Raw genomic sequence first — 16,609 nt, forward strand, 5'->3', positions numbered from 1 at the left:
GTACCCTACCTGCCCGGGACGGGCCCCGGCACCGGACCGGTCCAATAATTCCCCGCCGGCGGGCTAGTCCTCGCCGGGCTTTTGGAGGATCGCTGCCTGGTCCGGGACGTAACGGAAAAGATCCCGCGGCGGGCGCGTGTAGTTGACGGCCTTCGGTCTTTCCGGCAGGGTCACCGGCTCCCTCCGGATTTCGGTGTAGTCGATGCTGGAGAGCAGGTGGGCGATCATGTTGATCCGGGCCCGGCGTTTGTCCTCCGCCTCGACCACATACCAGGGCGATTCGGCGGTATCCGTCTGCATGAACATGTCGTCCTTGGCCCGGGAGTAGTCCTCCCACCGGAGGATCGCTTCCCGGTCCATCGGTGAGAGTTTCCATTGCCGCATCGGATCATCCAGCCGGGATTTGAAGCGCCGCTCCTGTTCCGCGTGGCTGATCGAAAACCAGTATTTGAACAGCAGGATGCCGTCCTGGACCAGCAGGCGTTCAAAGACCGGGCACTGGGCCATAAAGCGTTTGTGTTCCGTGGGCGTGCAGAATCCCATCACATGTTCGACGCCGGCCCGGTTGTACCAGGAGCGGTCCATCAGGACGATCTCCCCGGCGGCGGGAAGATGCTCCACGTAGCGCTGGAAATACCATTCACCCCGCTGCCGCTCCGTCGGGGCCGGCAACGCCACGATGCGGGCAACGCGCGGATTCAGGTATTCGGTGACCCGCTTGATCGCGCTGCCCTTGCCGGCGGCGTCGCGTCCCTCAAAAATCACCAGCACGCGGGCGCCCGTGCTGCGGACCCATTCCTGCAGCGCGACGAGCTCGGCCTGGAGCCGGAATAGTTCGGCCTCGTAAACACTAAGGGCCAACCGCCTTGACCCGTTTGAATCGGGCCCCTTGGTGCCCTTCCGACCAGCCTGTACCTTGCCGGAGCCGGCCTTGCCGTCGCCGCCCTTGCGATGTGCCATGGTTCCCGTTCCACTCGTTGCGGCGGACTCTCGTGTCGCCCATCCTGCCGCGCCCATTCTCGCGGAGCAGCCGACCGGCCACAAGGGGACGTCCTGCCCCGGGACACCGGCAACCCCGTGCTCCTATGCTTGGGCCATGGAACCCCCCAGACCGATGGCGATGCAGCCCATCCTCACGCTCACCGTAAACCCCGCATTGGACGTCAGCACCACCACTGAGCAGGTCATCAGCGGCCACAAGCTGCGCTGCGGCACCAGCCGCCTCGACCCGGGCGGCGGCGGCGTGAACGTGTCCCGGGTGGTGCAGCGCCTCGGCGGCCGGACCCTGGCGGTCTACACCGCCGGCGGGCCCACCGGAGAGGCATACCGCCGCCTCATCGAAGCCGAACGCGTCCCCACCCTGGCGGTGCCGATCCACGGGAGCACCCGGGAGGACTTCACGGTTGATGAGACGACGACGGGCAAGCAGTTCCGCTTCGTGCTCCAGGGCCCCGAGCTGAGTGAGCCCGAGTGGCGCTTATGCCTGGCGCTCGTGGCGGACTCGATTCCCGTGGGCGGGTATGTCGTGGCCAGCGGCAGCCTTCCGCCGGGCGTTCCGGAGGACTTCTACGCCCAGGTGGCCCGGCTGGCGCGGCAGCAGGATGCACGCTGCATCGTGGACGCCTCCGGACCGGCCCTGGCCGAAGCCCTCGCCGAGGGGGTGTTCCTGGTGAAGCCGAGCCGACGGGAGCTGGGGCTGCACTTTGGAACCACCTTGGAGAGCGACGAAAGCCAGGTCGAGGCGGCCGCGGCGTTGGTCGCGGACGGCTCCGCGGAACACGTCGCGCTGACCCTCGGCGGGGAGGGAGCAGTGCTCGCCTCGAAATCCGGGATCCTGCGGATGGCCGTGCCCCGGGTGAAGGTGACCAGCACCGTCGGAGCCGGCGACAGCTTCCTGGCCGCGTTCGTGCTCCGTCTGGCCCAGGGCCGAACCCTCGAGGACGCGCTCCGGGCCGCCGTCGCGGCCGGAAGCGCCACGGTAACCACATCCGCCACCGAACTCTGCCACCGCGAGGATGTGGAACGGCTGGAAGCCGAACTCACCGCCCAGGCCGTCGATGGGGGCGCCGGACGGTGAAGCCGGATGATGCGGTCCCCGGAGACGGCGACCATCAAGGCGGACCCGAAACTGCCGGCCCTGTCAGGCTCGTCATCTAGGCGAAATCCGGCCCGTCCGGTTCCGCCCGCCCAGGCAAAGGACTGGTTAGCCCGCGACCCGGGTCAGCAGATCGACGACCTGGTAGGCATCATGCCCGGGGGACGACGTTGTGCATGGTGATCCGTCCCTCCGCCGGGCTGATGTGGATCTGCCAGCCCCAGTCCGGACCGGTTGGGGCGGAGTAGGAGCCATTCAACCGAAGCACGCCGTCCTCGCCGACGCCGCCGGCCAGGTCCATCCACGCCGGCCCGGTGTGCCAGGAGTCGACGATATCCATGGCTGCAGTCTACTGAGCGGCCGCGACAATCGTCTGCTGTCCGGGGCAGGAGGCCAGGACCCGCTTCATGGCGTCCTTCTCCGCCGGAGCGACCCACAACAGGTACGCTGCCTTCACCGAGATCTGCCGGGCGACATAGTGGCAGCGGAAGGCTTTGTTCGGCGGAAGCCAGGTGGCGGCGTCGGACGCGCTCTTGTCCTGGTTGGCCGGGCCGTCGACGGCGATGAGGTTCAGCGGATCGTTGGCCAGGTCCTCGCGTTGCCCGGCAGTCAGCTGCTGGGCTCCCTTCTGCCATGCATCTCCCAATGCGACGACGTGGTCGATCTGCACGGCCTTGCTGCTGCCGGCTCCCCTGCTAAATGTGATCTGGCGGCCGGTGTACGGTTCCCGGAGCGTCCCGGCGGCCACGCGGCAACCGGATTCCTTGGTGAACTCGGCACCCGTAAGGTCGCGGCGGAGGATGTCGTTGCGGGTATCGCAACCGTTGCGGTCCACGTCCAGCCAGGCCTGGCCGAATGCGCTGCGGTCGTAGTTGTCCTGGGCCGCCGGCCGCTTCACCGTGAGCGTGTCCAGCAGCGCCGCGGCGGAGCCGGCTGGAACGGGCCGCACGGATGCGACGCCGTTCATCCAGCCGGCTGCCAGCACTGGCGCCTCGCTGGGTCCATCTGTGGGCGGCTCGACGGCGGCAAACTGCCCAACGGTGAAGAACCACCCGAGCCCCGCGACACCAGTGAGTGCCGCGGCGGCCAGCAGGACCCACGCCTGCCGGGACCGGCGTCGCGCCCGCCGGAACTCCGGCCACGTCAGGGTCAATCCGGCACCCGGGCAGTGTGTTCGGACCCGGAGAGTTCCGGGGCGGGACTATTTCTTTCCACCCCCGAAGCCTAGGCCGGGCCCCAGTCGCTGCGGGCGTTGTCCACAGTGTGGAGGAGGAGTAGCCCGCTAGTTCTCCTTCGTCACGCGCACAAGGTCTTCGTTGGCGAGGTCCAGGAGCGATTCGAGTTGCCGGACCCGCGCCTGGTCGACCTCACCGGCCGCATGCTTGGCGCGGGCATCGTCGAGGAGCCGTTTGGCTTCCTTGGCGTTCCGCCGCGCCACGTCCAGGGCGTGTTCCAGGGTGGTTTCGTGCTCCACTGCCGAGTTCTGTTCCATTGCACCATTGTGGTGCCCTTTCCCGGCCGATTCCAGAGGACCGGCCGGGAAAGGCGGAACAGCGTTCGCAGGATGGGCGGTCAGGCCTCGACCTCGACGGGCAGGCCGGCTGCCTCCAGCGTTGCTGCCGCGTCCTTGGCGGGGAACGACGGAGGGTTCACGCCGGCCATTTCCTCCATGACACGGACCACCTGGCAGCTGTAGCCGAACTCGTTGTCGTACCAGACGTAGAGGATGACGTTCTTGTCGTTGGAGATGGTGGCCAGACCGTCGACGATGCCTGCCCGGCGTGAGCCGACGAAGTCGGTGGAGACAACCTCGGGTGAATCGATGTAGTCGACCTGCTTCCGCAGCTCCGAGTGCAGCGACATCTCCCGCAGGTAGTCGTTGACCTCATCCTTGGTGGTGCCGTTTTCCAGGCTCAGGTTCAGAATGGCCAGGGAGACGTCCGGGGTGGGAACCCTGATGGAGCTTCCCGACAGTTTGCCGAGGAGCTCCGGCAGGGCCTTGGCGACTGCCGTGGCGGCACCCGTCTCGGTGATGACCATGTTCAGTGCGGCGGAGCGCCCGCGGCGGTCGCCCTTGTGGAAGTTGTCGATCAGGTTCTGGTCGTTGGTAAAGGAGTGGACGGTCTCCACGTGGCCGTGCACCACGCCGTAGCGGTCGTTGATCGCCTTCAGGACGGGGGTGATGGCATTCGTGGTGCAGGAAGCCGCGGAGACGATCTTGTCCGCATCGGTGATCGTTGCGTGGTTGATGCCGTGAACGATGTTCTTGAGATCGCCCTTGCCCGGAGCCGTGAGCAGAACCCGGGAAACGCCCTTGCTCTTGAGATGCTGGGAGAGGCCCTCGGCGTCGCGCCAGCGTCCCGTATTGTCGACGACCAGTGCGTCGTGGATGCCGTAGGCGGCGTAGTCGACCGTTGCGGGGTTGTCCGAGTAGATGACCTGGATCTGGACACCGTTGGCGGTGATGGTGTCATTCTCGAGGTCCACCTTGATGGTGCCTTCGAAGGAGCCATGGACCGAGTCGCGGCGCAGCAGGCTGGCGCGCTTGGCGAGGTCGTTGTCCGAGCCGCGGCGGACCACGATCGCACGCAGCCGCAGGCCGTGCCCGCCGCCGGCCTTTTCAACCAGGAGACGGGCCAGGAGCCGGCCGATCCGGCCGAAGCCATAGAGGACGACGTCGGTGCTGGTGCGGTCGTCGCCGCCGCGCCTGCCAACAACCTCGGCGAGTTCCTGACGGAGGAATTCGTCCAGGCTGGCACCGTTGCCCTCGACCCGGTACTTCTCGGTGAGACGGGCAATGTCGATGGCCGCGGCGCCGAGGTCCAGCTTGGTCAGGGCGTCCAGCAGCGGGGCGGTCTCTTCGAGACGCAGTTCTTCCTTGCTCATCCGGCGGGCGAAGCGGTGCGCCTTGAGGATGTTCATGGTGGACTTGTTGATCAGGCTGCGGCCGTGAATGGACGTGACCACGTTGTTCTCGCGGTACAGCCGGCCGATGACCGGGATCATGGCCTCGGCGAGCGCCTCCCGGCCCATCCACGTATCAAGACAAGAATCTGACGTCTGGCTCACAGAAATACCTTCCTAGAATCCACCACATACGGCGTCGTATGCGGAAGTCGGCTGCCGGAGGGTGTCCGGAACCTCAGCTCCGGGGCTTCGGTCCACCCCGGGTGCCTGTGTCGAGCAAAGAAAAGCCGCCGGCTGCGAACGCAGACCCGGCGGCAGAACTTCTACGTTCACCGTCCATTCTACCGGCGGCCCGGCAAGGTCCGGTGCCCGGTGACGCGTGAAATGACTCACACGGCGCCGGGGGCCGGCTGGGATCACGGACTCTTCAGGTCTGCTACCGGGCGTCCTGGAGGATCATGTCGACGGCCTTTTCCGCGATCATGATGGTCGGCGCCTGCGTGTTGGCACTCACCAGCCGCGGCATGATCGAGGAGTCAACCACGCGCAATCCCTCGAGCCCGTGGACCTTGAGCCGCGGCGAGACCACGGACTCATCGGTGGTTCCCATGGCACACGTGCCGACGGGGTGGTAGGAGGTCCGGCCGAAGGAGCGGACGAACTTCACGTACTCGTCGCGGGTTTCCACCCGGGTGCCATCACCAATGTGCTCCGTCTTGGTGAGCGCCGCCATCGACGACTGCTCCATGATCTGGCGGCTCTGCTGCACGCCGGCGATGGCCATTTCAAGGTCGTAGTCGTCGGCGAGGTAGTTCGGATCGATGAGAGGCGCCTGGCCCGGGTCCGAAGACACCGGACGAACCGTTCCCCGGCTCCGGGGCCGCAGGAAGTACGAGTTCAGCGTGGCACCGAAGCCGGGTTTCAGGGCGGCGGCGCCGGTCCCCATCCGCGCGGCGGGAAGGAAGTGGAACTGCAGGTCGGGGGTCTTTTCGTCCTTGTTGGCGTAACTGAAGCCACCGGCCTCGACCAGGGTTGAAGCGAACGGACCCGAACGGAACGCGAGGTATTCGACGCCAGCCAGGACGGTGGCCGGGCGCACCTGGTTGAGCCGGTCCAGGCTGTGGTAGTCCGTGAGTTCGTAGACGATGTCGATGTCGCAGTGGTCCTGCAGGTTCTTTCCAACACCGGGCAGGGCATGAAGGGTATCGATGCCGGCCGCGGAAAGATCGGCCGGGTCGCCGATGCCCGAAAGCTGCAGCAGCTTGGGCGAGCCGAAGGCGCCGGCGGAGACAAGCACCTCACGGTTTGCCGTGTACGTGCGCGCGTGGCCGCCTTCAATCGCCTGGACTCCGACGGCCCGGCCATTCTTGACGATCACCTTGGAGACAGTCACGTTGGCGCGGACGGTGAGATTGCTCCGCTTGCGGGCCGGCTTCAGGTAGGCGACCGCCGCGCTGCACCGGCGGCCGTTCTTCGTAGTGGTCTGGTAGAAGCCGACGCCGTACTGCTCGGCCCCGTTGAAATCGCTGTTGTAGGGCAGCCCGAACTCCTGGCCCGCCTTAACGAAGGCTGCTGAGAGCTTGTGCGGACGCAGGAGGTCGGAGACTCCGAGCGGGCCCAAGGTTCCATGGTGCGGCGCCGAGAGCCGGCTGTTGGACTCCGAGCGAACGAAGTACTTGCTCACCTCGTCACCGGACCAGCCCTCACAGCCATAGTCCGTGACCCAACTGTCGTAGTCCTCAGCCACGCCGCGCGTAAAGACCTGGGAGTTGATGGACCCGCCGCCGCCCAGCACGCGGCCCTGGGCGAGCGGGATGCGGCGGCCGTTGCTGTGCTTCTGCGGAACGCTCGCGTAGTCCCATTGGTAGGGGCCGCCCTTAAGCTTCGGAAAACCCGCCGGGACGTGGATGAACGGATGGCGGTCCGATCTGCCGGCCTCCAGCAGGAGAACGGTGACTGAGGGGTCTTCACTCAGCCTGCCGGCCAGGACGCTGCCGCCGCTGCCGCCGCCTGCAATCACGTAGTCGTATGCTCCCTCGTCCGGCACTCTTGCTCCTAAGCTCTTCGCTGACCGCACCGTTACTTGACCGTTCACTGCAGTCTCTGGTCCCGCCGCGATGATGTCAAGCAATCGCTTCAGCCTCCAGCGCCGCCGGGAAGAGGAAAATGGAGTAATTGCGTCCCGGCAACGGCGACGGCTGGCCGGACCTGCAGGCGCCCTATATGCGCTGGTTGTGGCGTCTTGGCCCTTAGGATGTCCGTATGGGACTAATAATCACACTGCTTATCATCTGGCTCGTTCTTTCGATTCTTGGCTTTGCCGTTAAGGGCCTGCTGTGGCTGGCCGTCATTGGGCTGGTCCTCTTTGTCGCAACAGGGGTGTGGGGCTGGGTGAAGCGGAAGGCTAAGGCCTGATCCGAAACTTGGTCTTCCCCGGCGGCGGCTGGCACCACACGGTGCCGGCCGCCGCTTTCGTTTGCGGTCAAGGAGGGCGGCGCCGCGTGAGGCAAAATTCTCCCGGGGTAGACACGGGGAATGTGTGAATGGATGGGTTGACCGATACGCCGGGTTCTGTGTTCCCGCGCCGTTGCCAGCGCGGGAGTAGCGGCCATCCATCTACGAACGCCGTTGCCGACGCCCTCCAGCAGCCTACCCGGACACTCGGGCGAGCAGCCCTCGAACGTGCCCTGTCTGGCCTTGCTCCGGGTGGGGTTTACCTAGCCTTCCCGGTCACCCGGGAAGCTGGTGGTCTCTTACACCACCGTTTCACCCTTACCTGCCCTGCAGCCCATGCAAGCACGCGCCGCATGCAGGCGGTCTGTTCTCTGTGGCACTGGCCTGCGGGTTACCCCGAGTGGGCGTTACCCACCACCCTGCCCTGCGGAGCCCGGACGTTCCTCGAGCCACTTGCGTGACGCGCGGCCGCCTGGTCAACCCATCCGCCGTCCATTCTACGGTCTCCTCCAGCAGCCACCTCACCCGGGTCTTTTTCGGGCCGCCGGTGGGAGAATTTAGGCAGGAAGTATCCCCAATCTAAGGAACGATTCCGATGGACTGGACCGCAGTCATCATGTGGCTGATCGTCGTGGTTGTGGTGGTCGTGCTGGCCAAGATGGCGATCCAAATTGTGCGGCAGTACGAGCAAGGGGTCCTGTTCCGGCTCGGCCGGGTGGTCGGCGTCCGGATGCCCGGATTGCGTTTCATCATCCCGTTTATCGACAAGCTCAACCTCGTCAGCCTGCGGATCGTGACCATGCCGATCCAGTCACAGGGCATCATCACCCAGGACAACGTCAGCGTCGACATCTCGGCGGTGGCCTACTACCGGGTCGTTGACGCCGTGAAGTCCGTGGTGGCGATCGAAAACGTGTCGGCGGCCATCAACCAGATCGCCCAGACCACTCTGCGGAAAGTCGTCGGCCGGCACAGCCTGGACCAGACCCTCTCGGAAACGGAACGGATCAACAGCGACATCCGCGAGATCCTCGACGCCCTCACCCTGGAGTGGGGCGTCGAGGTCACCCTCGTGGAACTCAAGGACATCCAGCTGCCGGAGACCATGAAGCGCGCCATGGCACGCCAGGCCGAGGCCGAGCGTGAGAAGCGGGCAAAGATCATCGCCGCCGAGGGAGAGTCGATCGCCGCTGCCGCGCTGGGCGAGGCCTCGGACACGATGATGGCGCACCCGCTGGCACTCCAGTTGCGGAACCTGCAGTCCCTGGTGGAAATCGCCGTGGACAAGAACTCGACGGTGGTGTTCCCCGCACCGCTGATGAGCACCATCGGTGAGCTGTCTGCCTTCCTCGCGCGCGAAAACCAGGCAGCCCAGGCGGCCCAGGCGGCCCAGGCTTCCTCCGCCCAGCTTCCACCCGTCCAGGCGGCCTGACCGGCCGGCGCCCCGCCCGGCGGCGGTCCATCGTCAGGAGCGCCCACTAGGATTGGACGGTGCTGATTCTGCTGCCGCCCTCCGAAGGCAAGACCCCCGCCGCGGCCGGCGACGCCGTCGACTGGACCACCCTGAGCTTCCCCGGACTGAACGCCGGCCGGGCCAGGGTGCTGGAGGGGCTCGGAACGGTCAGCGCCCATGAGGACGCCCTGGCGCTTCTGGGCGTCGGCGCCTCGCTGTGGGCCGACGTCGAACGCAACACGAGGCTGCACGCCGAGCCGGCGGCCCCTGCCCATCAGGTCTACTCCGGGGTGCTGTACGACGCGCTCGACTACAACTCCCTCACCCCGGCGCAGCGGAAGAAAGCGGACGAATCAGTGCTGGTCATTTCCGCGCTCTGGGGGGCCATCCGCTTCGGCGACCGGGTGCCGGCCTACAGGCTGTCGATGGGAACCGCACTGCCCGACGTCGGACGCCTGGCGTCGTTCTGGAAACCGCAACTCAAGGAGGCCCTTGCGGCCGCCACGGACGGTGAACTGCTGGTGGACTGCCGCTCCAGCACCTACGCTGCCGCGTGGACTCCCCCGCCGCCGCAGACCGTCGCAGTCAACGTCTACACCGAGGTCAACGGCGCACGGAAGGTGGTCAGCCACTTTGCCAAGCACACCCGGGGCGAACTCGCCCGGCACCTGCTGACCCGCCCAGGCAAGCCGCCGCAGACTCCGGCCCGGCTGCAGAAGGCAGCGGCCGAAAAGTGGACCGTCGAACTGGTCGAGGGCACCGCCCGGAAGCCGCACGCCCTCAACCTCATCCTGCCCAACTAGCTCGCAGTTGCGGCCGTTTTGAGCGCTCAAAACGGCCCCTGCTGCGAGTTAGTTGGGGGTTAGGCCCACTCGGAGGAGCGGACCAGGATGCAGCCGGAATCCGGGCAGAACACGACGTCGTCTTCGGCCGCGGCCTTGATTTCAGCGAGGTCGCCCGGGCTCAGCTGCATGCCCGAGCCCTCGGACGTTCCGTGGAAGAGGCGGGCCGCGCCGACGCCGCGCTTGGCCAGGGTCTTCTCGTAGATCGCCAGCAGGCCGGCGTCCAACCCGTCGGCGAACTCTGCACGCTTGCCGCGGACCACCGTGGCCTCGGCGGCGATCTCCGCAAGCTGCTCGTCCAGTTCGGAGCGGATGGAGCCGAAGGAGCCCTGGATGTCGTCAACGATCTGCTGCTGGCTTGCCTGGCGCAGGCGGAGTGAGTCCAGCCGTTCAAGGACCTCCAGCTCAACATCCTCCAGGTCGGAGCGGCGCTTGTTCAGGGACACGAGGTCGCGCTGCAGGGCCACGAGGTCCTTGGAAAGGCCGGTGCCGCTGTTGAGCTTCGCCTCGTCGCGTTCAATCCGGGAGGCGACCTGCTCGACGTCGGCCTCGGCCCGCTTGAGCTCCAGTTCGGCGTCGTGGACGGCTACCTTCGCGGCGCCGAGTTCACCGCTGGCCACGCTCAGGGCTGCTTCAAGATCGGTGATCCGGGAGTCGCTTTCAAGGCTTCGGCGGCGGTTGGACAGGGATTTGAGCTTCGCATCAAGTCCCTGCAATTCGAGCAACTTCAACTGTTCCGCCGGTGCTGCCTTGGCCACTATTTACCTCCGCTAAATCCCTGCCGGCCGAAGCCGGGCACCGTGTCGGCGCTCCCTAGACTCTAGTCCCCGCCCGGAGTCAGAATGAAGTCCCACGGGTCGCTGTTGGTGGTGCTGACCCGGATTTCGACGTCGTGGCCCTGGTCGCTTAGTACATTGCCGAGGGCCTCGGCGGCGGCGGGCAGCCACAGCCACTCGCTGGCGAAGTGGGAAACGTCAATAAGATAGGGCCGGTCGTCGACGGCCGCCTCACGGGCTTCCGACGCCGGATGGTGCCGCAGATCGGCGGTGAGGTAGACGTCGGCGTTGCTGGCCCGCACCTCGCCCAGCAGGGAATCGCCGGCCCCGCCGCAGACGGCCACACGGGAGACCAGGCCGTTACGGTCCCCGGACACCCGCACTCCCCCGGCGACCGCCGGGAGGATGCCGAAGACGCGCGCGGCAAAGTCGCCCAGGGTGAGGGCTTCCGCAAGGTCACCCACCCGCCCGATCCCTTCTTCCGGCAGGCCGTTCGCGGCCGGGGAAAGCGGAGCTACATTTTGCAGGCCCAGCGCGTCCGCCAGGACATCCGAGACACCGCCGACGGCGGAATCGCCGTTGGTGTGTACCGTCAGAAGCCCGGTCCCCGACTCAATCAGACGGTGCACTGCCCGGCCCTTGGCGGTGGTCGCCGCGACCGAGGTAACACCCTTGAGCAGGAGCGGGTGGTGGGTGATGAGCAGTTCGGCGCCGTACTCGATCGCCTCCTCGATCACCTCAAGGGTGGGATCGACGGCGAACAGGATCCTGGCCACCTGGGCGGCGGGGTGCCCGGCCACGAGGCCCACCTCGTCCCAGTCTTCCGCGAGGGATTCGGGCCAGAGTTCCTCGACGGCCAGCAGGACCATACCCAGGGTGGGCGCCGCGGCCGTTTCCCCGGATCCGTGGCCGGCAGCGTTGGTTCCGTCGGACTGGCCGGCTGAAACGTCGGTGTTTACAGGTTCCATACCCCCATTTTTACCCTATCGGCCGGCCGGTCCCGCAGACGCCGGGAATCATCGGGGCACTTCAACCATTGAAGAGAGCATGAGAACTTTTGTCCTCGGCGGAGGCTGCTTCTGGTGCCTCGACGCCGTTTACCAGAAAACCAAGGGTGTCAGCGCGGTTGTTTCGGGCTACACCGGTGGCCATGACCGCACCCCCGACTATTACGCCGTCTGCTCCGGAACCACCGGCCACGCCGAAGTGGTGGCGGTGACGTTCGATGAGGAAGTCATCCCGGCGGAGGTCATCCTGGACATGTTCTTCGCCCTCCACGACCCCACCACGCTCAACCGCCAGGGCTACGACGTCGGCACCCAGTACCGCTCCTCGATGTTCTACGAGACGACCGAGGAGAAGATCCTCTTCGAAGAGGCGATCGAACGGAACCAGTCGCTGTGGGCGCACCAGATCATCACGGAGGTCAGCCGGCTGCCGCTGTTCCACAGGGCGGAGGAAATCCACCAGGATTACTACGGCAAGTTCCCGGAGCAGGGGTACTGCCAGGTGATCATCAATCCGAAGCTGGCCAAGGCCAGGAAATATTACTCTGCATGGCTTAATGCTTAGCTAGGGCCTGCAGGCCCTCGTTAGGCTGACCTCAGTATTCCCTCTTCAACAGACAGGCGCAGACACCCATGGCACGGATCTATGACGATGTTACCCAGCTGGTCGGCGGCACCCCGCTGGTCCGGCTTAACCGGCTGACCGAAGGCCTTGACGCCACCGTTGCAGTCAAGCTCGAGTTCTACAACCCGGCCAACAGCGTCAAGGACCGGATCGGTGTCGCGATTGTCGACGCCGCGGAGAAGTCCGGCGCCCTCAAGCCCGGCGGCACCATCGTCGAAGGCACCTCCGGGAACACCGGCATCGCCCTGGCCATGGTCGGCGCTGCCCGAGGCTACAAGGTCATCCTGACCATGCCGGAAACGATGTCGACCGAACGCCGTGTCATGCTCCGCGCGTACGGTGCCGAGATTGTGCTCACCCCCGGCTCCGAAGGCATGCGGGGCGCCGTGGAAAAGGCCCAGGAGATCGTGGCCAACACGGAGAACTCCATCTGGGCCCAGCAGTTCGCCAACGAGGCCAACCCCGAGATCCACCGCCAGACCACGGCCGAGGAAATCTGGTCCGACACCGACGGCAAGGTGGACATCTTCGTCGCCGGCGTCGGCACCGGCGGAACCGTCACCGGCGTCGGACAGGTGCTCAAGGAGCGCAAGCCCGACGTGCAGATCATCGCCGTCGAGCCGAAGGACTCCCCCATCCTCAACGGCGGCGCTCCGGGCCCGCACAAAATCCAGGGCCTCGGCGCCAACTTCATCCCGGAAATCCTGGACACCAACGTCTACGACGAGGTCATCGACGCCACCCTGGAGGACTCGGTCCGCGTGGCCCGCGAACTGGGCGTCAAGGAAGGGATCCTCGGCGGCATCTCCTCCGGCGCGATCGTCTGGGCAGCCCTGGAACTCGCCAAGCGGCCCGAGAACGCCGGTAAGCTTATTGTTGCTGTTGTCTGCGACTTCGGTGAGCGTTACATCTCCACCGTGCTGTACGACGACATCCGCGGCTGAGTCCAGCCTTGTCCCAAGATTTCGTAGAAAGGTCTTTGTGAGCTTTTTCGCAAGACTGAAGGAAGACCTCGACGCCGCCCGGTCCCACGACCCGGCGGCCCGAGGTTCTTTTGAGAACTTCTTTGCCTACTCCGGGCTGCACGCGATCTGGGCCCACCGCCTGACGCACCGGATGTGGCAGAACCCTGCGCTGCGCTTCCCGGCCCGGCTGGTCTCGCAGCTGGCGCGGTTCCTGACCGGCATCGAGATCCATCCCGGCGCCACGATCGGCCGCCGCTTCTTCATCGACCACGGGATGGGCGTCGTCATCGGTGAGACCGCCGAGATCGGCGAGGACGTCATGATCTACCACGGTGTCACCCTCGGCGGACGTTCGCTGGCCAAGATCAAGCGCCACCCCACCATCGAGGACCGGGTGGTGATCGGCGCCGGTGCCAAGGTCCTGGGCCCCATCACCATCGGCCGGGACAGCGCCATCGGGGCCAACGCCGTTGTGGTCAAGGACGCCCCGGCCGAATCGATCCTCACCGGTGTGCCGGCCACCTGGCGCCACCGGGATGCGCAGCGCGAGACCAAGCCCGCCGTCGACCCGGCCGAGTACGAGATCGAATACCGGATCTAGCCGGCGCCGGCCGCCACCGGACCCGGCACTCCTGGCATTGCGGCGGTCGCTACGCGGGAAACCGCTTGTAGATGTTCCAGATCACGACGTCGAAGGCCCGGTCCGGGAGCAGCCGCCGCAGCAGCAGGATGGCCCGCGCACCTTTGCCCACCGGATACCGGGTCCTGGGCTTCGGGGACGTCGCGGCATGGACTATGGCGTCGGCAACGACGCCCGGGGACGTGGACATGGTGGAACCCACGGTGGACGCCAGCGCTGCCGCCACCACTTTCGCCTGGTCCATGTAGGGTCCCCCGCCGGACGTGGCCAGCAGGCTGTCGCCCGAGATGGCGCCCCATTCGGATTCGGTTCCCGAGGGCTCGATGATGGAGACGTCGATGCCGTGGGGCTTCAGTTCGATCCGCAGCGAATCGCTCAGGCCCTCGACGGCGAACTTCGTAGCGTGGTACCAGGCCCCCAGCGGCTCATACATCTTCCCGCCAATTGAGGACACGTTGATGATCCTCCCCCGCCCGGCGGCCCGCATTCCGGGGATCACCAGCTGTGTCATCCGCGCCAGCCCGAAGAGGTTGACGTCGAACTGCCGCCGCCCCTCGGCCAGTTCCACTTCCTCAAGCGAGCCGTAGGAGCCGTAGCCGGCATTGTTCACCAGGACGTCGATCCTCCCGTGGCCGGCCATCACCTGCTCGACGGCGGCGGTCATGGATTCCTCGTCCGTAACGTCCAGCGCCACAACCGTCACTCCGTGGGCCTTGAGCGGCTCCATCTTCTCGACCCGGCGCGCGCCGGCATAGACGGTGAAACCGCGGGCCGCGAGCTTCCAGGCGGTCTCATAACCGATTCCGGTGGAGGCACCGGTGACAAAAGCTACGGGCTGGGTCATCTGCTGCACTCCTGGGACGCTGACGGGACAGTAACTGTGACGGACACTGCGACAACACCGGGGCGCGATTCGGGGGAACGCGAACGGCCGGTGCTCCCAGAGTAACGGGGAGCACCGGCCGAAGGCGTCAGTTGCGGAACTAGTGGGTGTCCACTGCCTCGATTTCAGACTTGTCCTCGCCCCAGAGGGTGTGGAAGGTGCCTTCGGTGTCGACGCGGCCGTAGGTGTGCGCGCCGAAGAGGTCGCGCTGGCCCTGGATCACGGCGGCCGGGAGGCGCTTGCGGCGCAGGCCGTCGTAGTAGGCCAGCGAGGAGGAGAACACCGGCACCGGGATGCCGAGCTGGACTGCGGTGGAGACCACCCGGCGCCAGGCCGGGAGGACATCGGCGATCGCCTGGGTGAACGCCGGGGCGAACAGCAGGTTGGCCGGCTTCTCTTCCGCGGCGTAGGCCTTGGTGATCTCCTTGAGCAGTTCGGCGCGGATGATGCAGCCGCCGCGCCACAGGGAGGCGATCTCATCCAGCTTCAGGTCCCAGCCGTATTCCTTGGCCGCAGAGGTGAGCATGTCCAGCCCCTGGGCGTAGGACACCAGTTTGGACGCGTACAGCGCCTGGCGGACATCCTCGACGAAGCTCCCGGGGACCTCGACGTCGGCTTCGCCGCCGGCGAGCAGTTCCTGGGCCAGCTTGCGCTGCTCCGTCTGGGAGGACAGTGCCCGGGCGAAGACCGATTCGGCGATGCCGGAGGTCGGGGAGCCCAGTTCGAGTGCGGAGATGACCGTCCAGCGGCCGGTGCCCTTCTGGCCGGCGGCGTCCACCACGACGTCGACGAACGGCTTGCCGGTCTTCGTGTCCACGTGGCCAAGGACCTCGGCGGAGATCTCGATCAGGAAGGAGGCGAGGTCGCCCTTGTTCCACTCGGCGAAGATTTTGGACTGCTCGGCCGGTTCGATGCCGGCGCCGGAGCGCAGCAGGTCGAACGCTTCACCGATGACCTGCATGTCGGCGTATTCGATGCCGTTGTGGACCATCTTGACGAAGTGGCCGGCGCCGTCGGTGCCGATCCAGGCGCAGCAGGGCTTGCCGTCGACGTGCGCGGCGATCTTTTCCAGGAGCGGGCCCAGGGCGTCGTAGGACTCCTTGGAGCCGCCAGGCATGATCGAGGGGCCGTTGAGGGCACCTTCCTCGCCACCGGAGACGCCGATGCCGACGAAGTGCAGGTCCTTCTTGGCGAGCGCTGCTTCGCGGCGGCGGGTGTCCTCATAGTGGGAGTTGCCGGCGTCGATGATGATGTCGCCGGCTTCCAGAAGCGGTTCAAGCTGTTCGATCACGGAGTCGACCGGCTTGCCGGCCTTGACCATGATCAGCACGCGGCGGGGCTTCTCCAGCGAGTCGACGAGCTCCTGCAGGGTCTCCGTGCGGACGAAGTCGCCGTCCTGGCCGTGCTTGGCCAGCAGGGCGTCGGTCTTCTCGACCGACCGGTTGTGCAGGGCAACGGTGAAGCCGTTCCGGGCCAGGTTGCGGGCGAGGTTGGCCCCCATCACCGCAAGGCCGGTGACACCGATGTGTGCTGACATCAAAACTCCAATTCATTTCTGTGCAACGAGTGCAATTCGTCCCGCGCGTGGGGCGGGACCATCTTCTTGGGATCAGTGGCTGTCAATAAACCATATGTATTTCCGCGGGTTGCGGGAAAGCAGTGCCCACGTGGCGGAATATGGCGCGTCACAAACAGTCTATGATTTCCGGGCCCTCGCCGCCGGTCCACGCCGAAACGACGGTATGAACAGCCTCCGCCACACTATGCTTACGACTATGTCAACCAGCCTCCACCACCGCGCGATTGAGCACCTCGGCACCCGGATCGTCGCAGGCGAACTCCCGGCCGGCCACATCATGCTGGCCGAGCACCTCGAAGGTGAGCTCAAGGTGTCCCGTTCGGTGGTCCGCGAGGCGGTGCGTGTCCTTCAGTCGCTCGGCCTGGTCGAGACGACCAAGCGGG

Annotated in this window: 18 protein-coding genes and 1 other RNA gene; 8 read left to right on the plus strand and 11 right to left on the minus strand. The window is 66.2% G+C overall.

The window, feature by feature from the left end:
• Positions 1-63 precede the first annotated feature (63 nt).
• Complete coding sequence (ppk2, locus tag K789_RS0119440; RefSeq protein WP_024368209.1) at positions 64-960, minus strand: polyphosphate kinase 2; 897 nt, start codon at positions 958-960, stop codon at positions 64-66.
• 136 nt (positions 961-1,096) lie between these two features.
• On the opposite strand from ppk2, the gene K789_RS0119445 reads away from it, so the two are divergent.
• Positions 1,097-2,077, plus strand: coding sequence for a 1-phosphofructokinase family hexose kinase (locus tag K789_RS0119445; protein ID WP_202805096.1), 981 nt, complete (start codon positions 1,097-1,099; stop codon positions 2,075-2,077).
• 169 nt (positions 2,078-2,246) lie between these two features.
• Here the strand turns inward: K789_RS0119445 and K789_RS23605 are convergent, their stop codons facing one another.
• The 5 genes from K789_RS23605 to K789_RS0119470 form a co-directional block, all read right to left on the minus strand.
• Complete coding sequence (locus K789_RS23605; RefSeq protein ID WP_024368211.1) at positions 2,247-2,435, minus strand: hypothetical protein; 189 nt, start codon at positions 2,433-2,435, stop codon at positions 2,247-2,249.
• Between the two features lie 9 nt (positions 2,436-2,444).
• Complete coding sequence (locus K789_RS0119455; RefSeq protein ID WP_024368212.1) at positions 2,445-3,248, minus strand: HNH endonuclease family protein; 804 nt, start codon at positions 3,246-3,248, stop codon at positions 2,445-2,447.
• Between the two features lie 129 nt (positions 3,249-3,377).
• The gene (locus K789_RS0119460; protein ID WP_024368213.1) at positions 3,378-3,587 is read right to left on the minus strand and encodes a hypothetical protein; all 210 of its coding nucleotides are present in this window, start codon (positions 3,585-3,587) and stop codon (positions 3,378-3,380) included.
• A gap of 80 nt (positions 3,588-3,667) precedes the next feature.
• Positions 3,668-5,164, minus strand: coding sequence for a glyceraldehyde-3-phosphate dehydrogenase (locus tag K789_RS0119465; protein ID WP_084507710.1), 1,497 nt, complete (start codon positions 5,162-5,164; stop codon positions 3,668-3,670).
• A 274-nt stretch (positions 5,165-5,438) separates the two neighbouring features.
• Positions 5,439-7,049, minus strand: coding sequence for a GMC family oxidoreductase (locus K789_RS0119470; RefSeq protein ID WP_024368215.1), 1,611 nt, complete (start codon positions 7,047-7,049; stop codon positions 5,439-5,441).
• Between the two features lie 215 nt (positions 7,050-7,264).
• Here K789_RS0119470 and K789_RS25740 point away from each other — a divergent pair, with 215 nt between their 5' ends.
• On the plus strand, positions 7,265-7,417 hold the full coding sequence (locus K789_RS25740) for a hypothetical protein (protein ID WP_024368216.1): 153 nt from the start codon (positions 7,265-7,267) through the stop codon (positions 7,415-7,417).
• A 129-nt stretch (positions 7,418-7,546) separates the two neighbouring features.
• Here K789_RS25740 and rnpB read toward each other — a convergent pair.
• An RNA gene (gene rnpB / locus K789_RS24210) (RNase P RNA component class A) lies at positions 7,547-7,940 on the minus strand.
• Positions 7,941-8,051: 111 nt separating this feature from the next.
• Here rnpB and K789_RS0119480 point away from each other — a divergent pair.
• Both K789_RS0119480 and K789_RS0119485 read left to right on the plus strand, forming a co-directional pair.
• A complete protein-coding gene (locus tag K789_RS0119480) occupies positions 8,052-8,888 on the plus strand; it encodes a slipin family protein (protein WP_024368217.1) in 837 nt (278 codons plus the stop codon).
• A gap of 59 nt (positions 8,889-8,947) precedes the next feature.
• Positions 8,948-9,712 (plus strand): YaaA family protein, encoded by a 765-nt coding sequence (locus K789_RS0119485; RefSeq protein ID WP_024368218.1) that lies wholly within the window; start codon positions 8,948-8,950, stop codon positions 9,710-9,712.
• Positions 9,713-9,771: 59 nt separating this feature from the next.
• Here the strand turns inward: K789_RS0119485 and K789_RS0119490 are convergent, their stop codons facing one another.
• Together K789_RS0119490 and K789_RS0119495 are read right to left on the minus strand one after the other, a co-directional pair.
• Positions 9,772-10,509: a zinc ribbon domain-containing protein gene (locus K789_RS0119490; protein ID WP_024368219.1), complete on the minus strand. Its 738-nt coding sequence runs from the start codon at positions 10,507-10,509 to the stop codon at positions 9,772-9,774.
• Between the two features lie 62 nt (positions 10,510-10,571).
• The gene (locus K789_RS0119495) at positions 10,572-11,495 is read right to left on the minus strand and encodes a Nif3-like dinuclear metal center hexameric protein (RefSeq protein ID WP_024368220.1); all 924 of its coding nucleotides are present in this window, start codon (positions 11,493-11,495) and stop codon (positions 10,572-10,574) included.
• Positions 11,496-11,574: 79 nt separating this feature from the next.
• Here K789_RS0119495 and msrA point away from each other — a divergent pair, with 79 nt between their 5' ends.
• The 3 genes from msrA to epsC all read left to right on the plus strand — a co-directional run bounded on the left by msrA (position 11,575) and on the right by epsC (position 13,725).
• Positions 11,575-12,099, plus strand: a complete 525-nt coding sequence (gene msrA, locus K789_RS0119500; RefSeq protein ID WP_024368221.1) for a peptide-methionine (S)-S-oxide reductase MsrA — start codon at positions 11,575-11,577, stop codon at positions 12,097-12,099.
• 68 nt (positions 12,100-12,167) lie between these two features.
• Positions 12,168-13,103 (plus strand): cysteine synthase A, encoded by a 936-nt coding sequence (gene cysK / locus K789_RS0119505; RefSeq protein WP_024368222.1) that lies wholly within the window; start codon positions 12,168-12,170, stop codon positions 13,101-13,103.
• 37 nt (positions 13,104-13,140) lie between these two features.
• A complete protein-coding gene (gene epsC / locus K789_RS0119510) occupies positions 13,141-13,725 on the plus strand; it encodes a serine O-acetyltransferase EpsC (protein ID WP_024368223.1) in 585 nt (194 codons plus the stop codon).
• 49 nt (positions 13,726-13,774) lie between these two features.
• Here the strand turns inward: epsC and K789_RS0119515 are convergent, their stop codons facing one another.
• Positions 13,775-14,608 carry an oxidoreductase gene (locus tag K789_RS0119515; protein ID WP_024368224.1) on the minus strand — a complete coding sequence of 278 codons (834 nt, stop codon included), beginning with the start codon at positions 14,606-14,608 and terminating at the stop codon, positions 13,775-13,777.
• Positions 14,609-14,747: 139 nt separating this feature from the next.
• On the minus strand, positions 14,748-16,184 hold the full coding sequence (gndA, locus tag K789_RS0119520; RefSeq protein WP_024368225.1) for an NADP-dependent phosphogluconate dehydrogenase: 1,437 nt from the start codon (positions 16,182-16,184) through the stop codon (positions 14,748-14,750).
• A 238-nt stretch (positions 16,185-16,422) separates the two neighbouring features.
• Here gndA and K789_RS0119525 point away from each other — a divergent pair.
• Positions 16,423-16,609, plus strand: a 187-nt coding sequence (locus K789_RS0119525) for a GntR family transcriptional regulator (protein WP_024368226.1), incomplete at its 3' end; no start/stop codon positions are given.

The organism is Arthrobacter sp. TB 26 (genome assembly GCF_000427315.1).
Lineage (GTDB): Bacteria > Actinomycetota > Actinomycetes > Actinomycetales > Micrococcaceae > Arthrobacter.

What these genes read in the sequence shown, in the direction of transcription:
- ppk2 (WP_024368209.1), bottom strand. Translation starts at nt 960, where the DNA reads ATGGCACATCGCAAGGGCGGCGACGGCAAGGCCGGCTCCGGCAAGGTA.
- K789_RS0119445 (WP_202805096.1), top strand. Translation starts at nt 1,097, where the DNA reads ATGGAACCCCCCAGACCGATGGCGATGCAGCCCATCCTCACGCTCACC.
- K789_RS23605 (WP_024368211.1), bottom strand. Translation starts at nt 2,435, where the DNA reads ATGGATATCGTCGACTCCTGGCACACCGGGCCGGCGTGGATGGACCTG.
- K789_RS0119460 (WP_024368213.1), bottom strand. Translation starts at nt 3,587, where the DNA reads ATGGAACAGAACTCGGCAGTGGAGCACGAAACCACCCTGGAACACGCC.
- K789_RS25740 (WP_024368216.1), top strand. Translation starts at nt 7,265, where the DNA reads ATGGGACTAATAATCACACTGCTTATCATCTGGCTCGTTCTTTCGATT.
- K789_RS0119480 (WP_024368217.1), top strand. Translation starts at nt 8,052, where the DNA reads ATGGACTGGACCGCAGTCATCATGTGGCTGATCGTCGTGGTTGTGGTG.
- K789_RS0119495 (WP_024368220.1), bottom strand. Translation starts at nt 11,495, where the DNA reads ATGGAACCTGTAAACACCGACGTTTCAGCCGGCCAGTCCGACGGAACC.
- msrA (WP_024368221.1), top strand. Translation starts at nt 11,575, where the DNA reads ATGAGAACTTTTGTCCTCGGCGGAGGCTGCTTCTGGTGCCTCGACGCC.
- cysK (WP_024368222.1), top strand. Translation starts at nt 12,168, where the DNA reads ATGGCACGGATCTATGACGATGTTACCCAGCTGGTCGGCGGCACCCCG.
- K789_RS0119515 (WP_024368224.1), bottom strand. Translation starts at nt 14,608, where the DNA reads ATGACCCAGCCCGTAGCTTTTGTCACCGGTGCCTCCACCGGAATCGGT.
- gndA (WP_024368225.1), bottom strand. Translation starts at nt 16,184, where the DNA reads ATGTCAGCACACATCGGTGTCACCGGCCTTGCGGTGATGGGGGCCAAC.